Annotated in this window: 18 protein-coding genes and 1 pseudogene; 6 read left to right on the forward strand and 13 right to left on the reverse strand. The window is 61.0% G+C overall.

Annotation, left to right across the window (positions count from 1 at the left end):
- Positions 1–9: 9 nt before the first annotated feature.
- The 3 genes from NKJ91_RS14350 to NKJ91_RS14360 form a co-directional block, all read right to left on the reverse strand.
- Complete coding sequence (locus NKJ91_RS14350; RefSeq protein WP_352456100.1) at positions 10–2082, reverse strand: ABC transporter permease; 2073 nt, start codon at positions 2080–2082, stop codon at positions 10–12.
- Entirely contained in the window at positions 2079–3617 is a 1539-nt protein-coding gene (locus tag NKJ91_RS14355; RefSeq protein WP_352456101.1) for a sugar ABC transporter ATP-binding protein, read from the reverse strand. The genes NKJ91_RS14350 and NKJ91_RS14355 overlap by 4 nt, the downstream gene beginning before the upstream one ends.
- 74 nt (positions 3618–3691) lie before the next feature.
- Positions 3692–4819 (reverse strand): sugar ABC transporter substrate-binding protein, encoded by a 1128-nt coding sequence (locus NKJ91_RS14360; RefSeq protein WP_352456102.1) that lies wholly within the window; start codon positions 4817–4819, stop codon positions 3692–3694.
- A gap of 240 nt (positions 4820–5059) precedes the next feature.
- Between NKJ91_RS14360 and NKJ91_RS14365 the strand changes: the two genes are divergently transcribed.
- Positions 5060–5740 (forward strand): GntR family transcriptional regulator, encoded by a 681-nt coding sequence (locus tag NKJ91_RS14365; protein ID WP_023678676.1) that lies wholly within the window; start codon positions 5060–5062, stop codon positions 5738–5740.
- Between the two features lie 139 nt (positions 5741–5879).
- Here NKJ91_RS14365 and panC read toward each other — a convergent pair whose 3' ends face one another.
- A complete protein-coding gene (gene panC / locus NKJ91_RS14370) occupies positions 5880–6851 on the reverse strand; it encodes a pantoate--beta-alanine ligase (protein WP_352456103.1) in 972 nt (323 codons plus the stop codon).
- The gene (panB, locus tag NKJ91_RS14375; protein ID WP_352456104.1) at positions 6848–7684 is read right to left on the reverse strand and encodes a 3-methyl-2-oxobutanoate hydroxymethyltransferase; all 837 of its coding nucleotides are present in this window, start codon (positions 7682–7684) and stop codon (positions 6848–6850) included. Before panB ends, panC begins: the two co-directional genes overlap by 4 nt.
- A gap of 447 nt (positions 7685–8131) precedes the next feature.
- On the opposite strand from panB, the gene NKJ91_RS14380 reads away from it, so the two are divergent.
- From NKJ91_RS14380 to NKJ91_RS14400, 5 genes are all read left to right on the forward strand, one after another.
- A complete protein-coding gene (locus NKJ91_RS14380) occupies positions 8132–8644 on the forward strand; it encodes a hypothetical protein (protein ID WP_352456105.1) in 513 nt (170 codons plus the stop codon).
- A gap of 228 nt (positions 8645–8872) precedes the next feature.
- Positions 8873–9109: a helix-turn-helix domain-containing protein gene (locus NKJ91_RS14385; RefSeq protein WP_352456106.1), complete on the forward strand. Its 237-nt coding sequence runs from the start codon at positions 8873–8875 to the stop codon at positions 9107–9109.
- 83 nt (positions 9110–9192) lie between these two features.
- Positions 9193–9438 (forward strand): hypothetical protein, encoded by a 246-nt coding sequence (locus tag NKJ91_RS14390; RefSeq protein WP_352456107.1) that lies wholly within the window; start codon positions 9193–9195, stop codon positions 9436–9438.
- A gap of 813 nt (positions 9439–10251) precedes the next feature.
- Positions 10252–10809 (forward strand): OsmC family protein, encoded by a 558-nt coding sequence (locus tag NKJ91_RS14395; RefSeq protein WP_023679231.1) that lies wholly within the window; start codon positions 10252–10254, stop codon positions 10807–10809.
- Between the two features lie 62 nt (positions 10810–10871).
- Positions 10872–12101 carry an NAD(P)-binding domain-containing protein gene (locus NKJ91_RS14400; RefSeq protein WP_352456150.1) on the forward strand — a complete coding sequence of 410 codons (1230 nt, stop codon included), beginning with the start codon at positions 10872–10874 and terminating at the stop codon, positions 12099–12101.
- 55 nt (positions 12102–12156) lie between these two features.
- On the opposite strand, the gene NKJ91_RS14405 is transcribed toward NKJ91_RS14400, so the two are convergent.
- The 8 genes and pseudogenes from NKJ91_RS14405 to NKJ91_RS14440 all read right to left on the reverse strand — a co-directional run bounded on the left by NKJ91_RS14405 (position 12157) and on the right by NKJ91_RS14440 (position 16719).
- Positions 12157–12606 carry a CoA-binding protein gene (locus NKJ91_RS14405; RefSeq protein ID WP_502903589.1) on the reverse strand — a complete coding sequence of 150 codons (450 nt, stop codon included), beginning with the start codon at positions 12604–12606 and terminating at the stop codon, positions 12157–12159.
- A 5-nt stretch (positions 12607–12611) separates the two neighbouring features.
- On the reverse strand, positions 12612–12983 hold the full coding sequence (locus NKJ91_RS14410) for a 2Fe-2S iron-sulfur cluster-binding protein (protein WP_352449195.1): 372 nt from the start codon (positions 12981–12983) through the stop codon (positions 12612–12614).
- Positions 12980–14335, reverse strand: a complete 1356-nt coding sequence (locus NKJ91_RS14415) for a selenium-binding family protein (RefSeq protein WP_352456109.1) — start codon at positions 14333–14335, stop codon at positions 12980–12982. The genes NKJ91_RS14410 and NKJ91_RS14415 overlap by 4 nt, the downstream gene beginning before the upstream one ends.
- 204 nt (positions 14336–14539) lie before the next feature.
- Complete coding sequence (locus tag NKJ91_RS14420; RefSeq protein WP_352456110.1) at positions 14540–14782, reverse strand: hypothetical protein; 243 nt, start codon at positions 14780–14782, stop codon at positions 14540–14542.
- Positions 14782–15381, reverse strand: coding sequence for a tetratricopeptide repeat protein (locus tag NKJ91_RS14425; protein WP_352456111.1), 600 nt, complete (start codon positions 15379–15381; stop codon positions 14782–14784). The genes NKJ91_RS14420 and NKJ91_RS14425 overlap by 1 nt, the downstream gene beginning before the upstream one ends.
- A 97-nt stretch (positions 15382–15478) precedes the next feature.
- The gene (locus NKJ91_RS14430; RefSeq protein WP_352456151.1) at positions 15479–15715 is read right to left on the reverse strand and encodes an integrase core domain-containing protein; all 237 of its coding nucleotides are present in this window, start codon (positions 15713–15715) and stop codon (positions 15479–15481) included.
- A 243-nt stretch (positions 15716–15958) separates the two neighbouring features.
- Positions 15959–16420, reverse strand: a pseudogene (locus NKJ91_RS14435) (IS3 family transposase); the annotation flags it as partial.
- Complete coding sequence (locus NKJ91_RS14440; protein ID WP_023680086.1) at positions 16369–16719, reverse strand: transposase; 351 nt, start codon at positions 16717–16719, stop codon at positions 16369–16371. The gene NKJ91_RS14440 and the pseudogene NKJ91_RS14435, both read right to left, overlap by 52 nt.
- Positions 16720–16884 lie beyond the last annotated feature (165 nt).

Raw genomic sequence — 16884 nt, forward strand, 5'->3', positions numbered from 1 at the left:
CCATTCCTTTCACTGAATCCGCCTTTCGCGCAGCGCCATGACGGCACCGAGCACCACCAGCCCGAACAGGATCGCCCGCGTCGCGTAAGGCAGCGTCGTGCCGGCGAGCAGCATCTGCAACGCGGTCAAAAGCAGCACGCCGCCCAGCATGCCGAGATAATGGCCGCGCCCGCCGGTGATCAGCGCACCCCCGACCACGACAACGGCGATCGAGGGCAGCAGATAATCGTCACCCATGCCGAGGCTGGCCTGGCCGGAAAAGCCGGTGAGCATGATGCCGACGAGCCCGGCGCAGACCGCCGACAGCACATAGACGAGGATGAGCGTGCGCCCGACCGCGATGCCGGAGAGCTGGGCGGCGCGCAGGCTGTTGCCGATGCCATAAACCCGGCGGCCGAAAGCGGTGCGGCCGAGCAGCAGCACGGCAAAGACGACGAAGGCGATCATGAACAGCACCACCGGCGTCACAACGAATACCTTCCCGGTCATGAACCAGCGCAGCATCGGCGAGGAGAAGCCGGCCGGCGTACCCTGCGAGTAGAGCAGCGCGACGCCTTGCAGAATGCCGTTGGTGGCCAGCGTCATCACGATCGGCGAAATTCCGAGGAAGACGATGCCGATGCCGTTGGCAAGACCGATCAGGCAAGCGATGAGCAGCACCGCCGGCAGCGCATAGGCAAGTGCAGCATCCGATCCGTTGACCATGCCGGCAAGCAGGATGCCCGAGAGGCCGATCGTCCACGGCACCGACAGGTCGAGCCCACCGGTGAGGATTACGCTACCTTGCCCAAGCGCCAGGACGGCGAGGAAGCTCGACAGCACGAACAGCGAGTTCCAGTAGGTGACGTTGAGGATGGCGCGTCCGAGCCAGATCTGGGTGACGATCACGACGACGGCCAGGCAGACATAGGCCGGCAGCGCATAACGCAGCGTCTCGGCATTGCGGATATGGAAGGCCGGATGCGGCGCCTGCTGATCGTCGGTGCTGCCACGCGCGATCCTCAGCCGCCGGTCGGTGCGATCGATCTGCGAGGGCAGCATTCCGGCGCGCCATGCGGCCAACCGCGCCCGTAGCGCACGCAGTTGGCGGGCGAGCACGGAGCCATGCGACAGCGAGCCGGCAAGCACGGCAAGGATGAGGATCGTGCCCTCGGCGATCGTCGAATAATAGGCCGAGACGTTGAGTACGAGCAGGATGTTGACGACCATCATCAGGATGTAGGCGCCAAAGACGGTGCCAACCGGCCCGCCTTGACCGCCGCCCAGCCTTGTACCGCCGACAACGACCGCCGCGAACATCGACAGCAACAACGGGTTGCCGACCAGCGGATCGCCGCTGCCGGTCTGGGCGCTGATGAAAACGCCGGCGAGCCCGTAGCAGCCGCCGGCTATGACATAGACCAGGAAGCGCACGAGAACGACGCGCACGCCGACCGAAGCGGCCGCATCCGGATCGCTGCCGATCGCATAGAGAGCCGTCCCGAAGCGTGTGCCTTTGAGCCAGAACCAGCCGAGCAGGACGACACCAATAACCACCAGCGGCATCGGTATCCAGCCGGCGATGGCATCACCGAGATAGAAGGCGCCAAGATCGGGAGAGACGAAGCCGCCCGGCTTGTCCATAACCAGCAGCGTTACCCCCTGCAGGATGAACATGGTCGACAGCGTGACGACGATTGGCTGCATGCGCAGGACGGCGATGAAGAAGCCGTTGAAGGCGCCGACCAGCATGCCGACACCAATTCCGGCCAAGGTCCACAGCGCGACACTGGTGCCGGTCGCCATCGGATCCATGCCTTTTGCCAGGACGACATTGACCAGCGAGATCACCGCGCCGGCGGACAGGTCGAAACCGCCGGACAGGATGACCACGGTCTGGCCGATCGCCGCCAGTGCCGAGGTGGCGCCGCCGCTGGAGAGAAACGAAATGTCGAAATAGGTGAGCCGCCCGGCACTGACCAGATCGACGATAAGCAGGAGCACCGCAAAGACGATCGCCGCGATGATCGCGCCGCTGTGCCGCGCGAGAAGCCGCGACAATGTCGTGGCCGGTGCCGCGGCGGGCAAACTCGTCACGCTCATTCCGCCGCCTCCCGGACCAAGTCGCCGTGTCCCAGCGCCGGTCGCATGATCGCGCCTTCCGTGATGTCGTTGCCGGCAAGCTCCGCCACCAGGCGACCGTCATAGAGGACGAGCACCCGGTCGCATTGATGGACCAGCTCGGGAATTTCGGTTGAATGCAGAAGGATCGAGCCGCCGGCCGCCACATAGTCGCGCATCATCACATAGAGTTCGTGCTTGGTGCCGACGTCGATGCCGCGGGTTGGGTCGAAGAGCAGCAGGATGCGGCTTTCGGCGACCAGCCATTTGGCGATGGCGATCTTCTGCTGGTTGCCGCCCGAAAACGCCCCCGCCCTAGTCCACATGGCGCGGTGGTCGACCTCGACCGTCGAGAAGGCGGACTGTACGGCCCGCGCCTCCTCGTGCCTGCTGATCAGGCCAAATCGGGTAAAACGCGCGACGACCGGCAGCGATACGTTCTGCCGGCCCGAGAGTTTCAGGAACAGGCCTTCGGTCTTGCGGTCCTCGGGTACCAGCCCGATCGCCATGTTGGGCTTGAGCGCATCGGCGGGCGATCCAAGCCAAACCATGCGGCCGTCGACCAGGATATGGCCGCGCTCGATCTCGGCCATGCCGAAGCAGGCGAGGAACAGGTCGAGCTGGCCCATGCCCTGAAGCCCGGCAATGCCGAGGATCTCGCCCTTGCGCAGGTCGAAACCGACGCCGTCGAGCTTCCTCCCGGCCTTGAGATCGCGCACGCCGAGCACCGGAGGACCGAAGACGGCCTCGCTTTCGGGTTTCGGCGGAAAGGTCTGGGCGATGCTGCGACCGATGATCTTTTCGATCACTTCTCCATCCGGGACGTCGGCAACCGGCGCCGTCACGATATGATGGCCGTTCCTGAGAATGGTCAGCATATCGCAGAAGGCCCGCACCTCGCGCATGCGATGGGTGATGAACACGACCGTTGTGCCGGCGGCCTTAAGTCGCGCGATGATGCCGCCCAGCCATTCGACATCGCCGCCCGACAGCGTCGAGGTCGGTTCGTCGAGCAGGAGGATGCGCGGCTTGCGATAGAGCGCGCGCGCGATCTCGATCTTCTGCCGGACGGCGAGATCGAGCGTTGCCACTTCGGCGTCGAGATCGACCGAAAAGCCGAGATCGGAAATGTGCTGGCGCACCGCCTTGCGCGCGGCCGACCGCTTGATCAGGCCGATCGGGCCGACAGGCGCGTAGGGCAGCAGCATGTTGTCGAGAACGCTGAGATCGCGCACCAGCGTCATTTCCTGGAAGGCTGTCTGCACGCCCTTGGCGTGCGCGGCGCGCGGCGAACCGAGCGGCGCCGGTTCACCAAAAACGGTGATTTGCCCTTCGTCGGGCCGCACTAGTCCCGACAGCAGCTTGACGAGCGTCGACTTGCCGGCGCCATTCTCGCCGAGCAGCGCGTGCACGCTGCCGGAAGTGATCTCGAAAGAGACGCCATCGAGGGCGACGGTCGCGCCGAACGCCTTGCGGACGCCCTCTATGCCGACAGCTGTCGATTGCGCTGATATCATGATCCCAGTCCCGGCCTGTATGAAAGGTGCGTGGAGTGCCTCGAAAGGCACCCCACGCCCCATTTCGGAGAGCCTTACTCCTCGGGCTGGCCGACAAGGGCGGCCGCGAGACCGATTTCAGGTGTCTGGTCGGAGAAGATCGAGGCGAACCAGCCGGGATTGGAGACCAGCGACGGTTTGAACGCGTTGCAGCCCGCCTTCATCTCCGCCCAGGTGCCTTCGTCACAAAGCTTTATCGTCTCGTTGGTGACGACCGGCAGTGGCAGGATTGTCTTCTTGGCAACCTCCTTGCCGTCAAGCGCCTCGACCGCAAGCTTGAGGGCCAGCGCACCGGAATAAGGCGGCGACGCGTAGGAAATGCGCGGCGCGCCGAGCGGCGCATAGGGAGAGGTTGCGCCCTCGACCTCCGTGCCCTCCGGCAGCATCTGGATGCGCCCGCCATTGGAGCCCTCGCCGGCGCAAGGCAGGAGTTCGCTGACCTTTTTGCCGGCCTCGAGTTGCATGGAATTGGCGGTGAAGCAGCCTACCTGCATCCACAGCCCATTTATGTCGTCCCAGCTGCGCGTCGCCAATATCTTGGAAAGTTCGGTACGGGCCACCGCCTGGCTCCACATGCCGACAGCCTCGCCGACGATCTTGATGTCGGGATGCTTGGCAAACACCTCCTTCGCGGCCTTGGTGCGCAGATCATCGACCGAGGTACCGGGAACGCCGGTCACCGCGATGATGTTGCCCTTGCCATTGAGCTTCTTGACCAGCCACTCCGCCGTTACGCGGCCAGCCTCTTCCTGGTCGATATGGACGTTGTAGGCGCAAGGCTCCGTGATCTCGGCATCATAGGCAAACACCTTCACGCCCTTATCGCAGGCGTTCTTCACCACCTGGTTGAGCGCGGTCGGCGAGATCGGGAAGATCACGATGGCTTCGGCGCCTGCCTGGACCATGGCATTGATCTGCTGGATCTGGCGCTGTGCGTTCGGCCCCGCAACCTGGACCTGGAGGTCCACCTTGTCGGCCATGCTCTTGTGCGACGCCATCGCCTTGACCATGTTGGCGGCCTCGGCCTGCCAATCATTGCCGATGAAGCTCATGCTGAGAAATATCTTGTGCTTTCCGGCCGCTTCGGCGGCCGACATCCCAAAAGCGCAAACAGCCATGCCGGCAAGCAGCGCGAGCCGCCGGGCTTTCGATCCGATACCCATTCGAAACTCCTCCCAGTTCAGACGACCAAATGCCTCCCAAGGGCACGAAACGTGCTCCTTGTCATTCGATGCAGCTGACCGTATCATGATTTGATCAAAGATCAATGATGAAAAGCTAATAAGTAAAAGCCGGATAGACCGGCGCTTGACGCGGCAATCCGAACCTTGCATTCCGGGCACAGGCGCCGGGTAGGACAAGAGCGTCGCCGTATGTCGCCATATGGGGAAAGGTAGGCAGAGATGGCTGGGGCGGCATTCAGGAAGCCGGGCGTCGAGATCACACCGCTTTCCAGGGAAACCCTGCAGGACAGGGTTTACCGGCACGTCACCGAGTTGATCCTCGACGGCAGTATCGTTCCAGGTGAAATGGTGACGGTGCAGAGCCTTGCCGACGCTTTCGGCGTCAGCCCGATGCCGGTTCGCGAGGCACTGCGGCGTCTGAGCGCCGCCAACGCATTGATGGTGGTTTCGGGCCGGTCAATCGGTATCCCCGCATTAAGCCGCGCGCGACTCATCGATCTCAGGAACGTCAGGTTTGAGATCGAGGCGATCGCCGCCGCATGGGCGGCCGAGCGAATGGACGATGCCAGCGTGGCGCTGCTGCGCCAGCATCTGGACGCACTCGAACAGGCCAATGCCGCCGGCGACGTCAAATCCTACCTCAGGGCCAACTACGCCTTCCATTTCTCCATCTATCGAGCCGCGGGCTCGGAAAACATGCTCAACATCATCGAGAACCTGTGGCTGCAGATCAGTCCCTATTTCAACATGCTGCACGATTCCGGAAACTATTCGACCGCCAACCAGCACCATCAGGAGATGTTTGCAGCGCTGCGAGACCGCAACGCGGAGGCGGTCCGGGCTGCGGTTCGCGCTGACATCGACGCGGCTTTCACTGTCCTGATCAAACTGCTGAAATAGTCGCAGGTCGCCAAGCCCGACATGGCAGGACGGCGATGCTCACCACAACCGAACCGCCGAGCATCAGCGGACATTTCCGGCGCCCTGCTGCGGTGATTCATCCAGAGGGGGCGATCCAGCGCTAACAGGGTGGAGTTGGTCAGGGGTAGCGCCGCTTGCCAGAGCCTACAAGCTCATCCTTTAATGCTGGCGTTGCGGTGTGACCGTCGGCACGGGTGGAGGCATGCCCGATTGATAACGGCGGCTTGTCAACGAGAAGGGGAGACGGCAGTGTTCTGGCGTTATCAATGAGCCGCGTTTCGCCGAGCCAGGCCGCTGCAAACAGGCGTGCCGGCCGATCCAGGCTTGCTATCGGTTGCAGATCTGCCTCGCCACGGAGTTCCAGGTACTCGACCTCGCGATAGCCTGCGGACAGGATCGCTGCGCGCGCTTCGGCAAGCGTTGGCAGGACGGGAGAGCCGTTCGAGAGCCCCGACGCCGTATCGAGTAGGACCGATGCTAGCCTTGGGGCAACGGCGCGCTCTGCCGGCGAGAGCCGGATATTGCGCGATGACAAAGCGAGACCATCGGCTTCCCGGACTGTCGGACAGGGGACGACGGTGATCGGAATATCCAGGTCCCGGACCATGCGCCTGACAAGTAGAAGCTGCTGGAAGTCCTTCTCTCCGAAAAAGGCGAAATCAGCGCCGGTCTGGAGGAAGAGCTTTGCAACGACGGTCGCCACCCCATCGAAATGGCCAGGCCGGAACGCACCGCACAGGCTTTCACTGACGCCGGACACGGATACGGTCGTGGCGAAGTCGTCAGGATACATCGCAGTCGCATCGGGAACATAAAGCAGGTGGGCGCCCAGCGGCGTAAGCTTTGCAGCGTCTTCGTTTTCCGTGCGGGGATAGGCGGCAAGATCCGCGGCACTGTTGAACTGCTTGGGATTGACGAACAGCGTCACGATCACACGATCGGCCTTTTGAAGCGCAGAACGCACGAGACTCAAATGCCCTTCATGCAAGGCTCCCATCGTAGGCACCACGGCGATATTGGCACCAGAACGGCGCCATCCCGCCACAACGGTACGAAGCTCGGCAATGGTGCGGACGATCGGCACGCTCACGCGGCTTCTCCGGCCTGCGGCGCGTCGGCGAAGAGATGTTCGGCCGCCGGAAAGCGCCCTTCCCGCACATCATCCGCGTAAGCCGCAATGGCAGCTTCGGCCTCTGAGCCCAGTTCGGCATAGCGCTTGACGAATTTCGGACGAAAAGCGGTGAACATGCCCAGAATATCGTCGACTACTAGAACCTGGCCGTCGCAGGCGGCGGAGGCGCCGATCCCGATGGTTGGAATCGTAACCTCCTCGGTTATTCTTCGTGCGAGCGGCTCGGCAACCTTTTCCAGCACAACGGAGAATGAGCCGGATTCGGCAACAGCAACAGCGTCGCGCAAAATCCTGTCGCCGTCTCCGCCCCTGCCCTGGACCTTGTAGCCGCCAAGCACATTGATCGCTTGCGGTGTCAGCCCGACGTGGCTCATGACGGGGATGCCGCGGGCAGTGAGATAGCGGATCGTGTCAGCCATGCTCTCGCCGCCCTCCAGCTTGACCGCGGCGCATCCGGTCTCCGCCATCAGCCGGGCGGCGTTGCGAAAGGCCTGTTCGCAGCCCTCCTCATAGGAGCCGAACGGCATGTCGACGACCATCAGCGCCCGTTCAAGACCGCGGCGGACGGCCTTGCCGTGCATGATCATCATCTCCAGCGTAACCCCGAGGGTTGACGTCAGGCCATGAAGCACCATGCCGACGCTGTCGCCGACCAGGACCACGTCGCAATGCCTATCGGCGAGGCGCGCAACGGGCGTTGTATACGCTGTTAAGCAGACAATCGGCTTCTTGTGCTTTCGGGCCGCAATGTCCGGCGGCGTCAACGCCTTTGTTTCGACCGCCACACTCATCGGCACATTCCCTTGGGTCAAGTTCCAGCGGTGACGGTTTTGCATAGTTCTGTGCAGGTGCGAAGGCCAAAACCGCACTGCATCAGAAAAGTTTGTGCGTCGCGAAGCAGGCTCTCCGCAAAGCAAAGACAGAGGGCCAGCATTCCTCTGCTTCGGTGATCCTGCGCCACAACCGTGTTGCTGATCGGCTGAGCAATCGGGCTCCGGCCGTTTTCAACTCGGACAGTTTAACTGCCGCAGGGCGGTTCACGCCAGAAGCGACCTTGGTTGCAGCCTACCCGAAATGCGTTGTGACGGAAGCATGCGCCCGCACTCCAGACACTACGATTTGAATCAATATCGCTGGTTGGAATCGGTTCCGAAACAAGGTGCACGCTGGCGGCGTTGGCATTTTCCGCATATTAGCAATCCCTTGACTACCGTCAAAGCCGCTCCAGAATCATGGGCATGGCTTGGGAAATTGCGGACATCAATATCGGCGATGAGGTGGCGATCACCGTGACGGTGCTGAAGCTCCTGGACGACGAAAGAGCTAGCGTCAGCATCCCCTCCTATGGTTTTCCGCATTCGATCCCTGCTCCTAAAAAGTCCAAACCAGGTGACGAGCTCCAGATCATTGGCGAGGTCACGCGGGTCGACGAGGAAAATCGAAAGGTGACCGTGAAAGCTGGCGGGCTAATCACCGTGGACGCCGATACGATCGCCGACTGGATGTCTGTCCGCGCAAAAAGATTTCGCTCAGAGATGAGGCGGATTAGCGAACACAGATCAAACCATCGATGCCGAAGACAAGTCCGCAAGGCCTGGCCGCCCTGGCTCTGGTGCGCGTGGCATCGAGGAGACCTGCCCGGCCGGCGTGCTGCCGATCGAGGAGGCTGTCTTCCTGCTCTTATGGCCAAGAGCCCATGCATGAGGGTGAGGCCCTTGCCAAGGCTATCATTGAAACAGTTGAACGGCTAACTGCTTGCGGGAAGGCAATCGGCCCCAGGTGGCGCACTGTACGAAAATTACCAACTTCGTTAGCCGGGAACAAGCACTCCACATCAAACGTTTTTTGCGCGAGACTGAACTCTCCTCCGTTCTCCAGTCTGGCTGTAAAGGCCCGCTGCTCTGCACGGGCAGCGGGCCTGAGGGTTCGCACATGCCGCAGCACCAGCGTACCAATCGCACCTGCCTTAGTCCTCATGAATGGTCCAAGACCGCGTCGAAGGAAACAAGATTTACCTGACGCGTGAGTTTCTGGCGACCATGCTTGGCGCTCGGCGCCCGGGCGTTACCACCGCCCTCCAAATGCTTGAGTATCGGGGGCCGGTTCACGCCAGGCGCGGCGAGATCACAATTGTCGACCGCGTTGGAATGATACAACTCACACATGGTGCCTACGGCGACGAGGAGCAAAGTCACTTCGGCCTCGCCTCCGCCTAACTGTTCGGAATCTGACAAACCCTTGCAGGCTGCCGAATTGGTGCCATAAATCGTGTTGATTTGGGTTTCAGGGAGGAACTCACATGACCAACACTTTTCACACCGTCGCGGTTGAAAGAGCCGCCGAAGCCTATGTGCTCTCTAGAGGCAAGGCCCACTTCCTCTCCATCGCACAGGCAATCCGCGCCATCCGAACGCTCATGCCGGCATGCAGGGCTACCGACCCCGAGTTGGAGGAGCTGTTGGCGGTGGCATCCTTCACTCACGGTGTGCCCGTCGCTTTCGATGCAAAAACAGCCGATGTCGTAGAACCACGGCCCCATTCGTAGGGCATATATGCCCGCGCTCGCGCAGACGCCCACCCTGTCGGACGTTTGTCCGCTACCTTATCGACAATGTCGGCAGGCCGTGCATTTCGATATCCGAGGTTAGCCAGGCTGTGAGGGGAATATTTCCGCTTTGCGACCTCACGGATTGGGAACTTGGCGATCTCATTGCGCGAAGCGCGATCGACGCGGGATTTGCGATTGAATTCGACGCCGCGGGTGCCTAGGACGCCTGTCAGGACTCAATAGCGGAACAGCTGCTTTAGCCATGTGGCTCCCAATCACGGACGGTCAGGTTGCGGCCCCGATCAGGTCGTTCGGTGCATTGCCGCCAAATGTCCGCAGTTGGCGCGTCCCGCTGGTTCAAAACATCCGTCCTCAAGAACGCCCTAAATGAGCGTCGAACGACTTGGTTGGGTGGAATGTTGCCATTCTTCTCGTCGATCGCAACGAGCAGGTAGCGCCAAAAGCCGAAAATAACTTCGCAGCTTTGGATTGCCCGTTCGCGGCAGCGAAACAGCTGTTCGCAGCGCCAAAGATCGCTCCGCGGGATTGCAGTTGACTGAGCTTGCCGGCCCTTCAAGAAAATGAATCACGATTCCGACACCTGGATGCCGAACCAACGCCGACCGACACAGGGCACCCTTGACCTGCAAGACGCAACTCGGCACACGAGGGACGACCTTGCCTCTGCGGAAACAACTTGAAGAAACGCTTCGCGACCCATAGCATGCCGCGCCATGGTGAAATCTGATCGGGAGGTCAGTGAGATCGGTCGGGTTTTTGAGCCAGTGCAAGGTAGGGAGGATAATAATTATGGCTTCCGAAGTACAGGCAAACAACGGCGTTAACGTAGAGGCGCTGCTCGGCGCACGCGAAGCGCTTACCAACGCCCCGGAGGCAGCGCAGTTCAAGTGGCGCGCGGCCTGCGAATGGAAGGATGGCACCCACAGCCACTCGTCGGTCGAGAGCTTCTACGGTCTCGGCGAGGATCAGCATCGCAAGACCACCTTCACATTCGACGCAGACCATCCGGAGGTCTTCGCTTCCCAGGACAAGGGCGCCACGCCCGTCGAATACGTGCTGGTCGGACTGGCGAGTTGCCTGACCGCCGGCATCGCCGCGGTTGCCCAGAACCGGAACATCCAGTTGAAGTCGGTGAAGGCGACCATCGAAGGCGACATGGATCTCGCCGGAATACTCGGCATCGACAGCGACGTGCGCAACGGCTTCAGCGGCATCACGGTGAAATACAACATCGACGCCGACGCCAAGCGCGAGGACATCGAGGCTATCGTCGCTCAGTCGCAGAAGCGGTCGGCTGTCTATGACATTGTCACCAATCCGACGAACGTCACGGTCGTGGTGAATTGAAAGGCGCTTCGAACCGTAGACTCTCCTGATGAGAGGGCGCGATTAGTTCCGTCACCACAGTTATCGTCGGCGCAGGGCACGCGGGGCTCGCGATGAGCCGCTGCCTCGCGGAGCGCTCTATCGACCATGTGCTGCTGGAGCGCGGCGAGATCGCCCATACCTGGCGCACCGAGCGATGGGATTCGCTGCGGCTGCTCACCCCGAACTGGCAGAGCCGGCTGCCGGGCTTCCGCTATGATGGTGACGACCCCGACGGCTACCGGACGATGCCTGAAGTGATCGACTTCCTCGGGAACTATGCCAAGGCCATCGCGGCTCCAGTCAGAACACACACGACCGTTACCTCGGTTCGCAGCGACGGGGCGCGATATCTCGTGCGCACGAACCACGGCGAGTGGCGCTGCCGAACTGTCGTGCTGGCGTCGGGCGCGTGCAATATCGCACGCCTGCCCGATTTGGCCGTCCGCGTGCCGCCGTCGGTCGCCATGCTGACGGCACAGTCCTACCGCAATCCGGCTCAGGTCGCCGACGGCGGCGTGATGGTGGTGGGCGCCTCGTCGAGCGGCACCCAGATCGCACAGGAGCTGCAGCGTTCGGGGCGTCAAGTGACCCTGTCGGTAGGCGAGCACATCCGGGCGCCGCGCGTCTATCGCGGCAAGGACCTGGAGTGGTGGATGGACGCCGCCGGCGTGCTCGACGAGCGCTACGACGAGGTAGACGACATCAGGCGGGCGCGACGGGTTCCTTCGCTGCAGCTTGCCGGCACCCCCGATCGCACCACCCTCGACCTCAATGCGCTGGTCGACCTCGGCGTCAGGCTCGTTGGCCGTCTCGCTGGCATCACCGAAGACGGCAAGGCCCAGTTTGCGGGGTCGTTGCGCAACATGTGCGCGCTTTCCGATCTCAAGATGGCCCGGCTGCTCGACCTCATCGACGAATGGGCGCGCGCCAACGGCCTTGACGCTACGGTCGGGCCGCCGGATCGCCTGCCGCCGACCCGTGTCGAGGACAACCCGCCGCTCGGCCTCGACCTTACCGGAGGCGCGATCAGGACGATCATCTGGGCCACTGGCTACAGGCCGGACTACTCCTGGCTGGAGCTGCCGCTCCTCGACCGCAAGGGCCACCTCCGTCACGACGGCGGCGTTGCGGAACATCCGGGCATGTACCTGATAGGGATGCAGTTTCTGCGCCGCCGCAAGTCTGCGCTGATCGACGGCGCCGGCGACGACGCGCGTGATCTCAGCGACCATCTGGCATCTTACCTCAGGCAAAAATCAATCAACGTCTAAGGCCAAGGAAACAGGTCAGCTACCGCGACAACGCCGAAATTCCGTGACTGTGCAATCATATTCCCAAGTGCAACTTCGGCTTCCAGAAGGGGCGGAACAACTCAATCTTGGGACAGCGGTTCATCACAACTTTCAAGCCCGCTTCCTCCGCCAACAGGGCAGCAGTGTCGTCGCGCACCCCAATCTGACTCCACAGAACCTTGGCACCAATTGCGATGGCTTGCTGTGCAACTTCCAACAGATCCTCGGAGCGGCGAAAAACCTCGACCATATCCACAGGCCGGTCGATGGCCTCCAGTGACGCGTACACCTTGAGCCCTCGAATTTCATCCAGACCGGGAGTGGGATTGACCGGGATCATATCATAGCCGGTTTCGTGCAGAACCCTGAGTACGCCATAGGAAAACTTGGTCTTGTCGGGGCTGGCCCCCACCATCGCGATGGTTTTGACCGATTTCAGAATTGTTTGCAGATAAGCCTCCGAATAGGGCTCATCATGATTCATATGGGTCATTTCTTTGCTTCCAACGGGGTCGCAATATCGGCTTTCAATTCATGAGCGGCCAGCGGGTCAAGGAAGGGGTTGCGATAGAGCTTGTCGTGGCTCTCAACGCCGACCTCCAGCGTGCAGTCGCTCATAGGGCGGGCGACGCAGAGGATTATATAGCCATTGTTGATCTGGCGGTTGTTCAGCGCCCGCTGCGCTTTTTGATCGACTTTGCCGCTGATTATCTTGGCCGCACAGGTTATGCAGCCGCCATACTTGCACCCATACGGCAGATCCACGCCCTGCTCGCGCAAGCTTTGCAAGAGGGGCTTGCGGTGATCGACGTCAAAGGCCGCACCGCCTTGATTGGCGAGAATGATGGTGAAGCAGGTCATACCCAGATGTCACTCGTGCAATCACCCCCGGGATAACGGGTTTCGTGGCAGCGGCTTGGTCCATTTGGTTCCTTGCCAAAATCGACGACAAATCGCGGATCAATTTCCATGCCGCCGTTTTCCGTATCGCAATTGACCATCAGCATGCATCCGCCATTGGTGCGGATTTCCGGATAGAACTGATTGTCCCAGGTCGAGAAGAGCGAGGTCGTCACATAAAGGCGCTTGCCGTCGAGGCTGAGCTGTATCATCTGCGGCCCGCCGGTGACTTTCACGCCATTCACCTCGGGCGCACGTCCGAGAAGTCCGCCCATCCACACTTGTCCGGTAAGCTTGGCGTTGTGGGGGTCCGAGATATCATACTGACGAATGTCGCCATGCAACCAGTTGCACAGATAGAGGTATCGATCGTCCATGCTGAGCAGAATGACTGAGATAACGCCGGGTATTGGAATGGGCCATTCGGGATGCGGCTCATTTTCGACATCCACGATTTTTTCCCATTGCCAAGCACCCGCCGCATCCTTCCACCAGTGAATGATGTTTGCGGAAAGGGCCGCGCCAACAAAGCCGTGACTGCTGTCGGGATTATGATGGAATCGCACTTCCAGCGGGATCAAGCCATCTTCACCGAGATAGAATGTTTGCTTTGGTTCCTTCTTTTCAAAGTCCCAGAAGTGAATCTCCCGGCCATATTTCAGGTGGCCAACCTCTTCCAGGTCGAAACCAGGCATGAAAGTGTTAGGCGCGGCCCACTCCGAGCTGACCATTACGTTGTGTCGCGGCTGGTACCAGAAATCATAACCAAACTTGATCCTGCCCATGGAGTTTTCCCAACGGCCGACAATCTCGAACTCCTTACTGAGTTTCAAATAACCGCCTGGCGCGTTGCCTTGAGCGTCGCCAAGCATTGAAATGATGATCTCCGAACCAAGGCAATGCACTGTGTGCGGTGCCGACAGGTTGGTTCTGGCTTTGATTTCGGCGCCCTCTATCACCTTGAACAGTGTCGGATTGCGGGGATCGGTACCGCAATCAACAATATGGAGATTGGTCGAGCGCACACCGGGCACGATCATATAATTCCGCTCCATGCTCGCATCGCCATGGCACGACGAGCAGGCATTCCAGCCCATATGGTGAAGTTCATCGCCGATACCCGGCATCTGCAAACGTGAAATCACCTGGCTGTAGGTTGCACTCTGCGGGTCGGCATCAATGGTACACAGATAGTCCGGCTTCTGAATGCCTGTGCCGGTGTAAATAGCTATCGTGTAGAGCAACTTTTCGCGGGGTGCCCTCATGGCCTCGGCGGGAGAAGCATAGCCCGGTCCACAGCAATGTTCGGTCATGGGTACTTCCCTAATTTGAACAGATCACTGGCTAGCCCAGGGGGCTGAGACATTAGTGCATGCGTGGCGATGGCGCTACCGCCGGGGTAAGCGTCGCCGGGTTGGGTGGCGGGAGACAAGACTGCGAGGCGGCTGGACTATAGGAAGCGGCATAAGATCAATTTGCGGTCGTTCCGAGTGATGGACACAAAGGTCTGCAATGGATCATTCCTTCGCCTCCAGCAGGATTCGGTACTCGGACGGCGCCTTCAGCAAGGAGTCGATAGCGCCATAAATTGCCGCTTGCTGGCCCACGGCTGAACAGGCGAAGTCGGATCCAAACCGGACATTCGCCAAGGGCAAGCCGAATGACCAACCTTGGCACCCGGGCTTGCGACTGTCGGCATGCCCCTCAGGCGAACGCTCGCGATGTTCGCCGCCAATCGAGAAGACTCCATCAATCTGCATCACCTAACCAGGTGGATGGAAATTTCAGCGTCTTGCCCCAAAGTCTCCAGAAGTGTTCTGGCTGCCCGCAGGTCGGCTGTGTCGACGTCTTCCGCAAACCAGGAATGGACCGGTACGAGGACACCGAGCGCGTCAGAATGACGTCCTCGGTCAGCATACAGACGGGCAAGGCTTGTGGCGGCGCGAAGCTCCCACGACCTGGCCTTCTGGGCCTGCGCGATTTCGACCGCTCTGCGAAATTCATTCTCCGACTCTTCGATTTCCCCGCTTCGCAGGAGCAACTCGCCGCGCAGGCGATTAAGTTCAGCTTCGCAGAGTCTCTCGCCGCTTTCCCCCGCTGTGCGGAGTGCCCCTGACAGTACCTCCAACGCCTCTTTGAGCTCGCCGGCTGATGCGAGCGCTTCTGCGAAATGCCCGAAACGGGCCGTCTGAAGGATTCGCGGGTTGATCTTGTCCGTGCCGGCAATCCCGCTGCGCATGAGGTCGAGGCCGTCGCGTTGCCCCATACGTCGAAATAGAGCCAGACCGCGGTAGAAGCGTCCCCATGATATGTAAGACCGCAGGTCGTGCTCCACGCAGAAGTTGAGGGCCTCTTCCACGTCGGTGCCTCCCTCGGGTCGCCCTTCCGGGAAGAAGCTGTCAAACGGCTTGCAAAACTGACCCCCGATTGGAGTGCGCCCCTCGGACCGGACAGGGTCAAGCCGCAGTTTTGACCATCTGCCGGGGGTGTTGGTCCTCGAACTGTTGCGGGCTGAGATAGCCGAGCGCTGAGTGCAATCGGCGGGTGTTGTAAACCTCATCAATGAAGCGGGGAAGGTCCTCAGCGACGTCGGCGAAGGTTTCGTAGGCCATCGGATAGACGGCTTCGACCTTCATCGTCTTCATGAAGCTTTCCGCTTTCGCATTATCGTAGGGATTGCCGCGCCGGCCCATCGATCCAATAAGATCGTGCTCGGCGAGAACGTTGCGGTAGAGGAGTGCGGCATATTGGGCGGATTCAAGCGGTCGTCGCAACACCGATTGTGTTCACTCATGGCAGCAACTCGTCAAGCGCCTCTGCCGGTGTTTTCCAACCCAGGGTCTTTCTCGGCCGGGCATTGAGGGCCGCTGCCACGGCGGGGGTTTTCGTCGTTCGATTGCCGCCTTCAATGCTGCAACGGTCAAGCGCGCGTCGATCGACCGACCGATGGCGTAACCAACGACCTTGCGTGACCAGGCATCCAAAATGACCGCGACGTAGACGAAGCCCGCCGCAATCGTCACGTATGTTATGTCGCTCACCCAGAGCTGGTTCGGGCCGGCCGGTGTCACGTTCTTCGCCAGGTTCGGGAAGATCGGCAACTCGTGATCGCTGTCCGTAGTGGCGATGAAGCGCCGCCTGATCCTGGGCTGCAGATCGTGCTCGCGCATCAACCGTCTGACCTTCTTGTGGTTGACGATGATGCCGCGCTGCCGCAGCGCCGCCTGCATGCGGCGATAGCCGTAAGCTTCGAAGCTGTCGGAGATCTCACCCATCGTCTCGACGAGCGCTGTGTCATCCACGGCGGTTTCGGGCTGATCGTAGGAGGTTGATCGCGCGATCCCCATCAGCCGGCATCCTTCAGCGACGGAGACACCGCCGGGCCGGTGATCACGGATGTAGTCCCGCTTCTCGGACGTGGTGCGCTTTTCAGAGCCCCCTTTAGAAACTCAATTTCCAAGGCTTGCCGGCCTACCAGCCGCTCCAGCGCTGCGATCCGCGCCTCATAGGTCTGCATCGTGTCGGCCGCCGCCACGTCTTCGTCGAAGGAGCCGGCCTCGTACTTCTGAACCCAGATGCGGATCAGGTTACGCGGCAGTTCGTGCCGCTTGGCGAGACCATGCAGCGTCTCGCCGGACAGGAACTCCTGCACTACCTGACGTTTGAACTCGATGCTGTGCGTGCGATAAGTCACCATGGGCTTCCATCCTTCGAAAGCCCGGCTTCCAAGTCAATTCTGCTTGTTCATCCTGTCCGGTCCGAGGGGCGCACTCCAGATCGCCGTCCAATTTTGACCCCCGTTATGTAATGCGCGGCGGTCAGCGTTCGCCCGGGCGAAGCTGGTTTGGGTTGCGCAGCCCGG

Origin of the sequence: Mesorhizobium sp. M0040, from assembly GCF_040323505.1 — a bacterium.
Lineage (GTDB): Bacteria > Pseudomonadota > Alphaproteobacteria > Rhizobiales > Rhizobiaceae > Mesorhizobium.

Excerpts from the sequence above, each read along its gene's own strand:
- NKJ91_RS14350 (WP_352456100.1), bottom strand. The coding sequence starts at position 2,082 with ATGAGCGTGACGAGTTTGCCCGCCGCGGCACCGGCCACGACATTGTCG.
- NKJ91_RS14355 (WP_352456101.1), bottom strand. The coding sequence starts at position 3,617 with ATGATATCAGCGCAATCGACAGCTGTCGGCATAGAGGGCGTCCGCAAG.
- NKJ91_RS14360 (WP_352456102.1), bottom strand. The coding sequence starts at position 4,819 with ATGGGTATCGGATCGAAAGCCCGGCGGCTCGCGCTGCTTGCCGGCATG.
- NKJ91_RS14365 (WP_023678676.1), top strand. The coding sequence starts at position 5,060 with ATGGCTGGGGCGGCATTCAGGAAGCCGGGCGTCGAGATCACACCGCTT.
- panB (WP_352456104.1), bottom strand. The coding sequence starts at position 7,684 with ATGAGTGTGGCGGTCGAAACAAAGGCGTTGACGCCGCCGGACATTGCG.
- NKJ91_RS14380 (WP_352456105.1), top strand. The coding sequence starts at position 8,132 with ATGGCTTGGGAAATTGCGGACATCAATATCGGCGATGAGGTGGCGATC.
- NKJ91_RS14385 (WP_352456106.1), top strand. The coding sequence starts at position 8,873 with ATGGTCCAAGACCGCGTCGAAGGAAACAAGATTTACCTGACGCGTGAG.
- NKJ91_RS14390 (WP_352456107.1), top strand. The coding sequence starts at position 9,193 with ATGACCAACACTTTTCACACCGTCGCGGTTGAAAGAGCCGCCGAAGCC.
- NKJ91_RS14395 (WP_023679231.1), top strand. The coding sequence starts at position 10,252 with ATGGCTTCCGAAGTACAGGCAAACAACGGCGTTAACGTAGAGGCGCTG.
- NKJ91_RS14405 (WP_502903589.1), bottom strand. The coding sequence starts at position 12,606 with ATGAATCATGATGAGCCCTATTCGGAGGCTTATCTGCAAACAATTCTG.
- NKJ91_RS14410 (WP_352449195.1), bottom strand. The coding sequence starts at position 12,983 with ATGACCTGCTTCACCATCATTCTCGCCAATCAAGGCGGTGCGGCCTTT.
- NKJ91_RS14415 (WP_352456109.1), bottom strand. The coding sequence starts at position 14,335 with ATGACCGAACATTGCTGTGGACCGGGCTATGCTTCTCCCGCCGAGGCC.
- NKJ91_RS14420 (WP_352456110.1), bottom strand. The coding sequence starts at position 14,782 with ATGCAGATTGATGGAGTCTTCTCGATTGGCGGCGAACATCGCGAGCGT.
- NKJ91_RS14430 (WP_352456151.1), bottom strand. The coding sequence starts at position 15,715 with ATGGGCCGGCGCGGCAATCCCTACGATAATGCGAAAGCGGAAAGCTTC.
- NKJ91_RS14440 (WP_023680086.1), bottom strand. The coding sequence starts at position 16,719 with ATGGTGACTTATCGCACGCACAGCATCGAGTTCAAACGTCAGGTAGTG.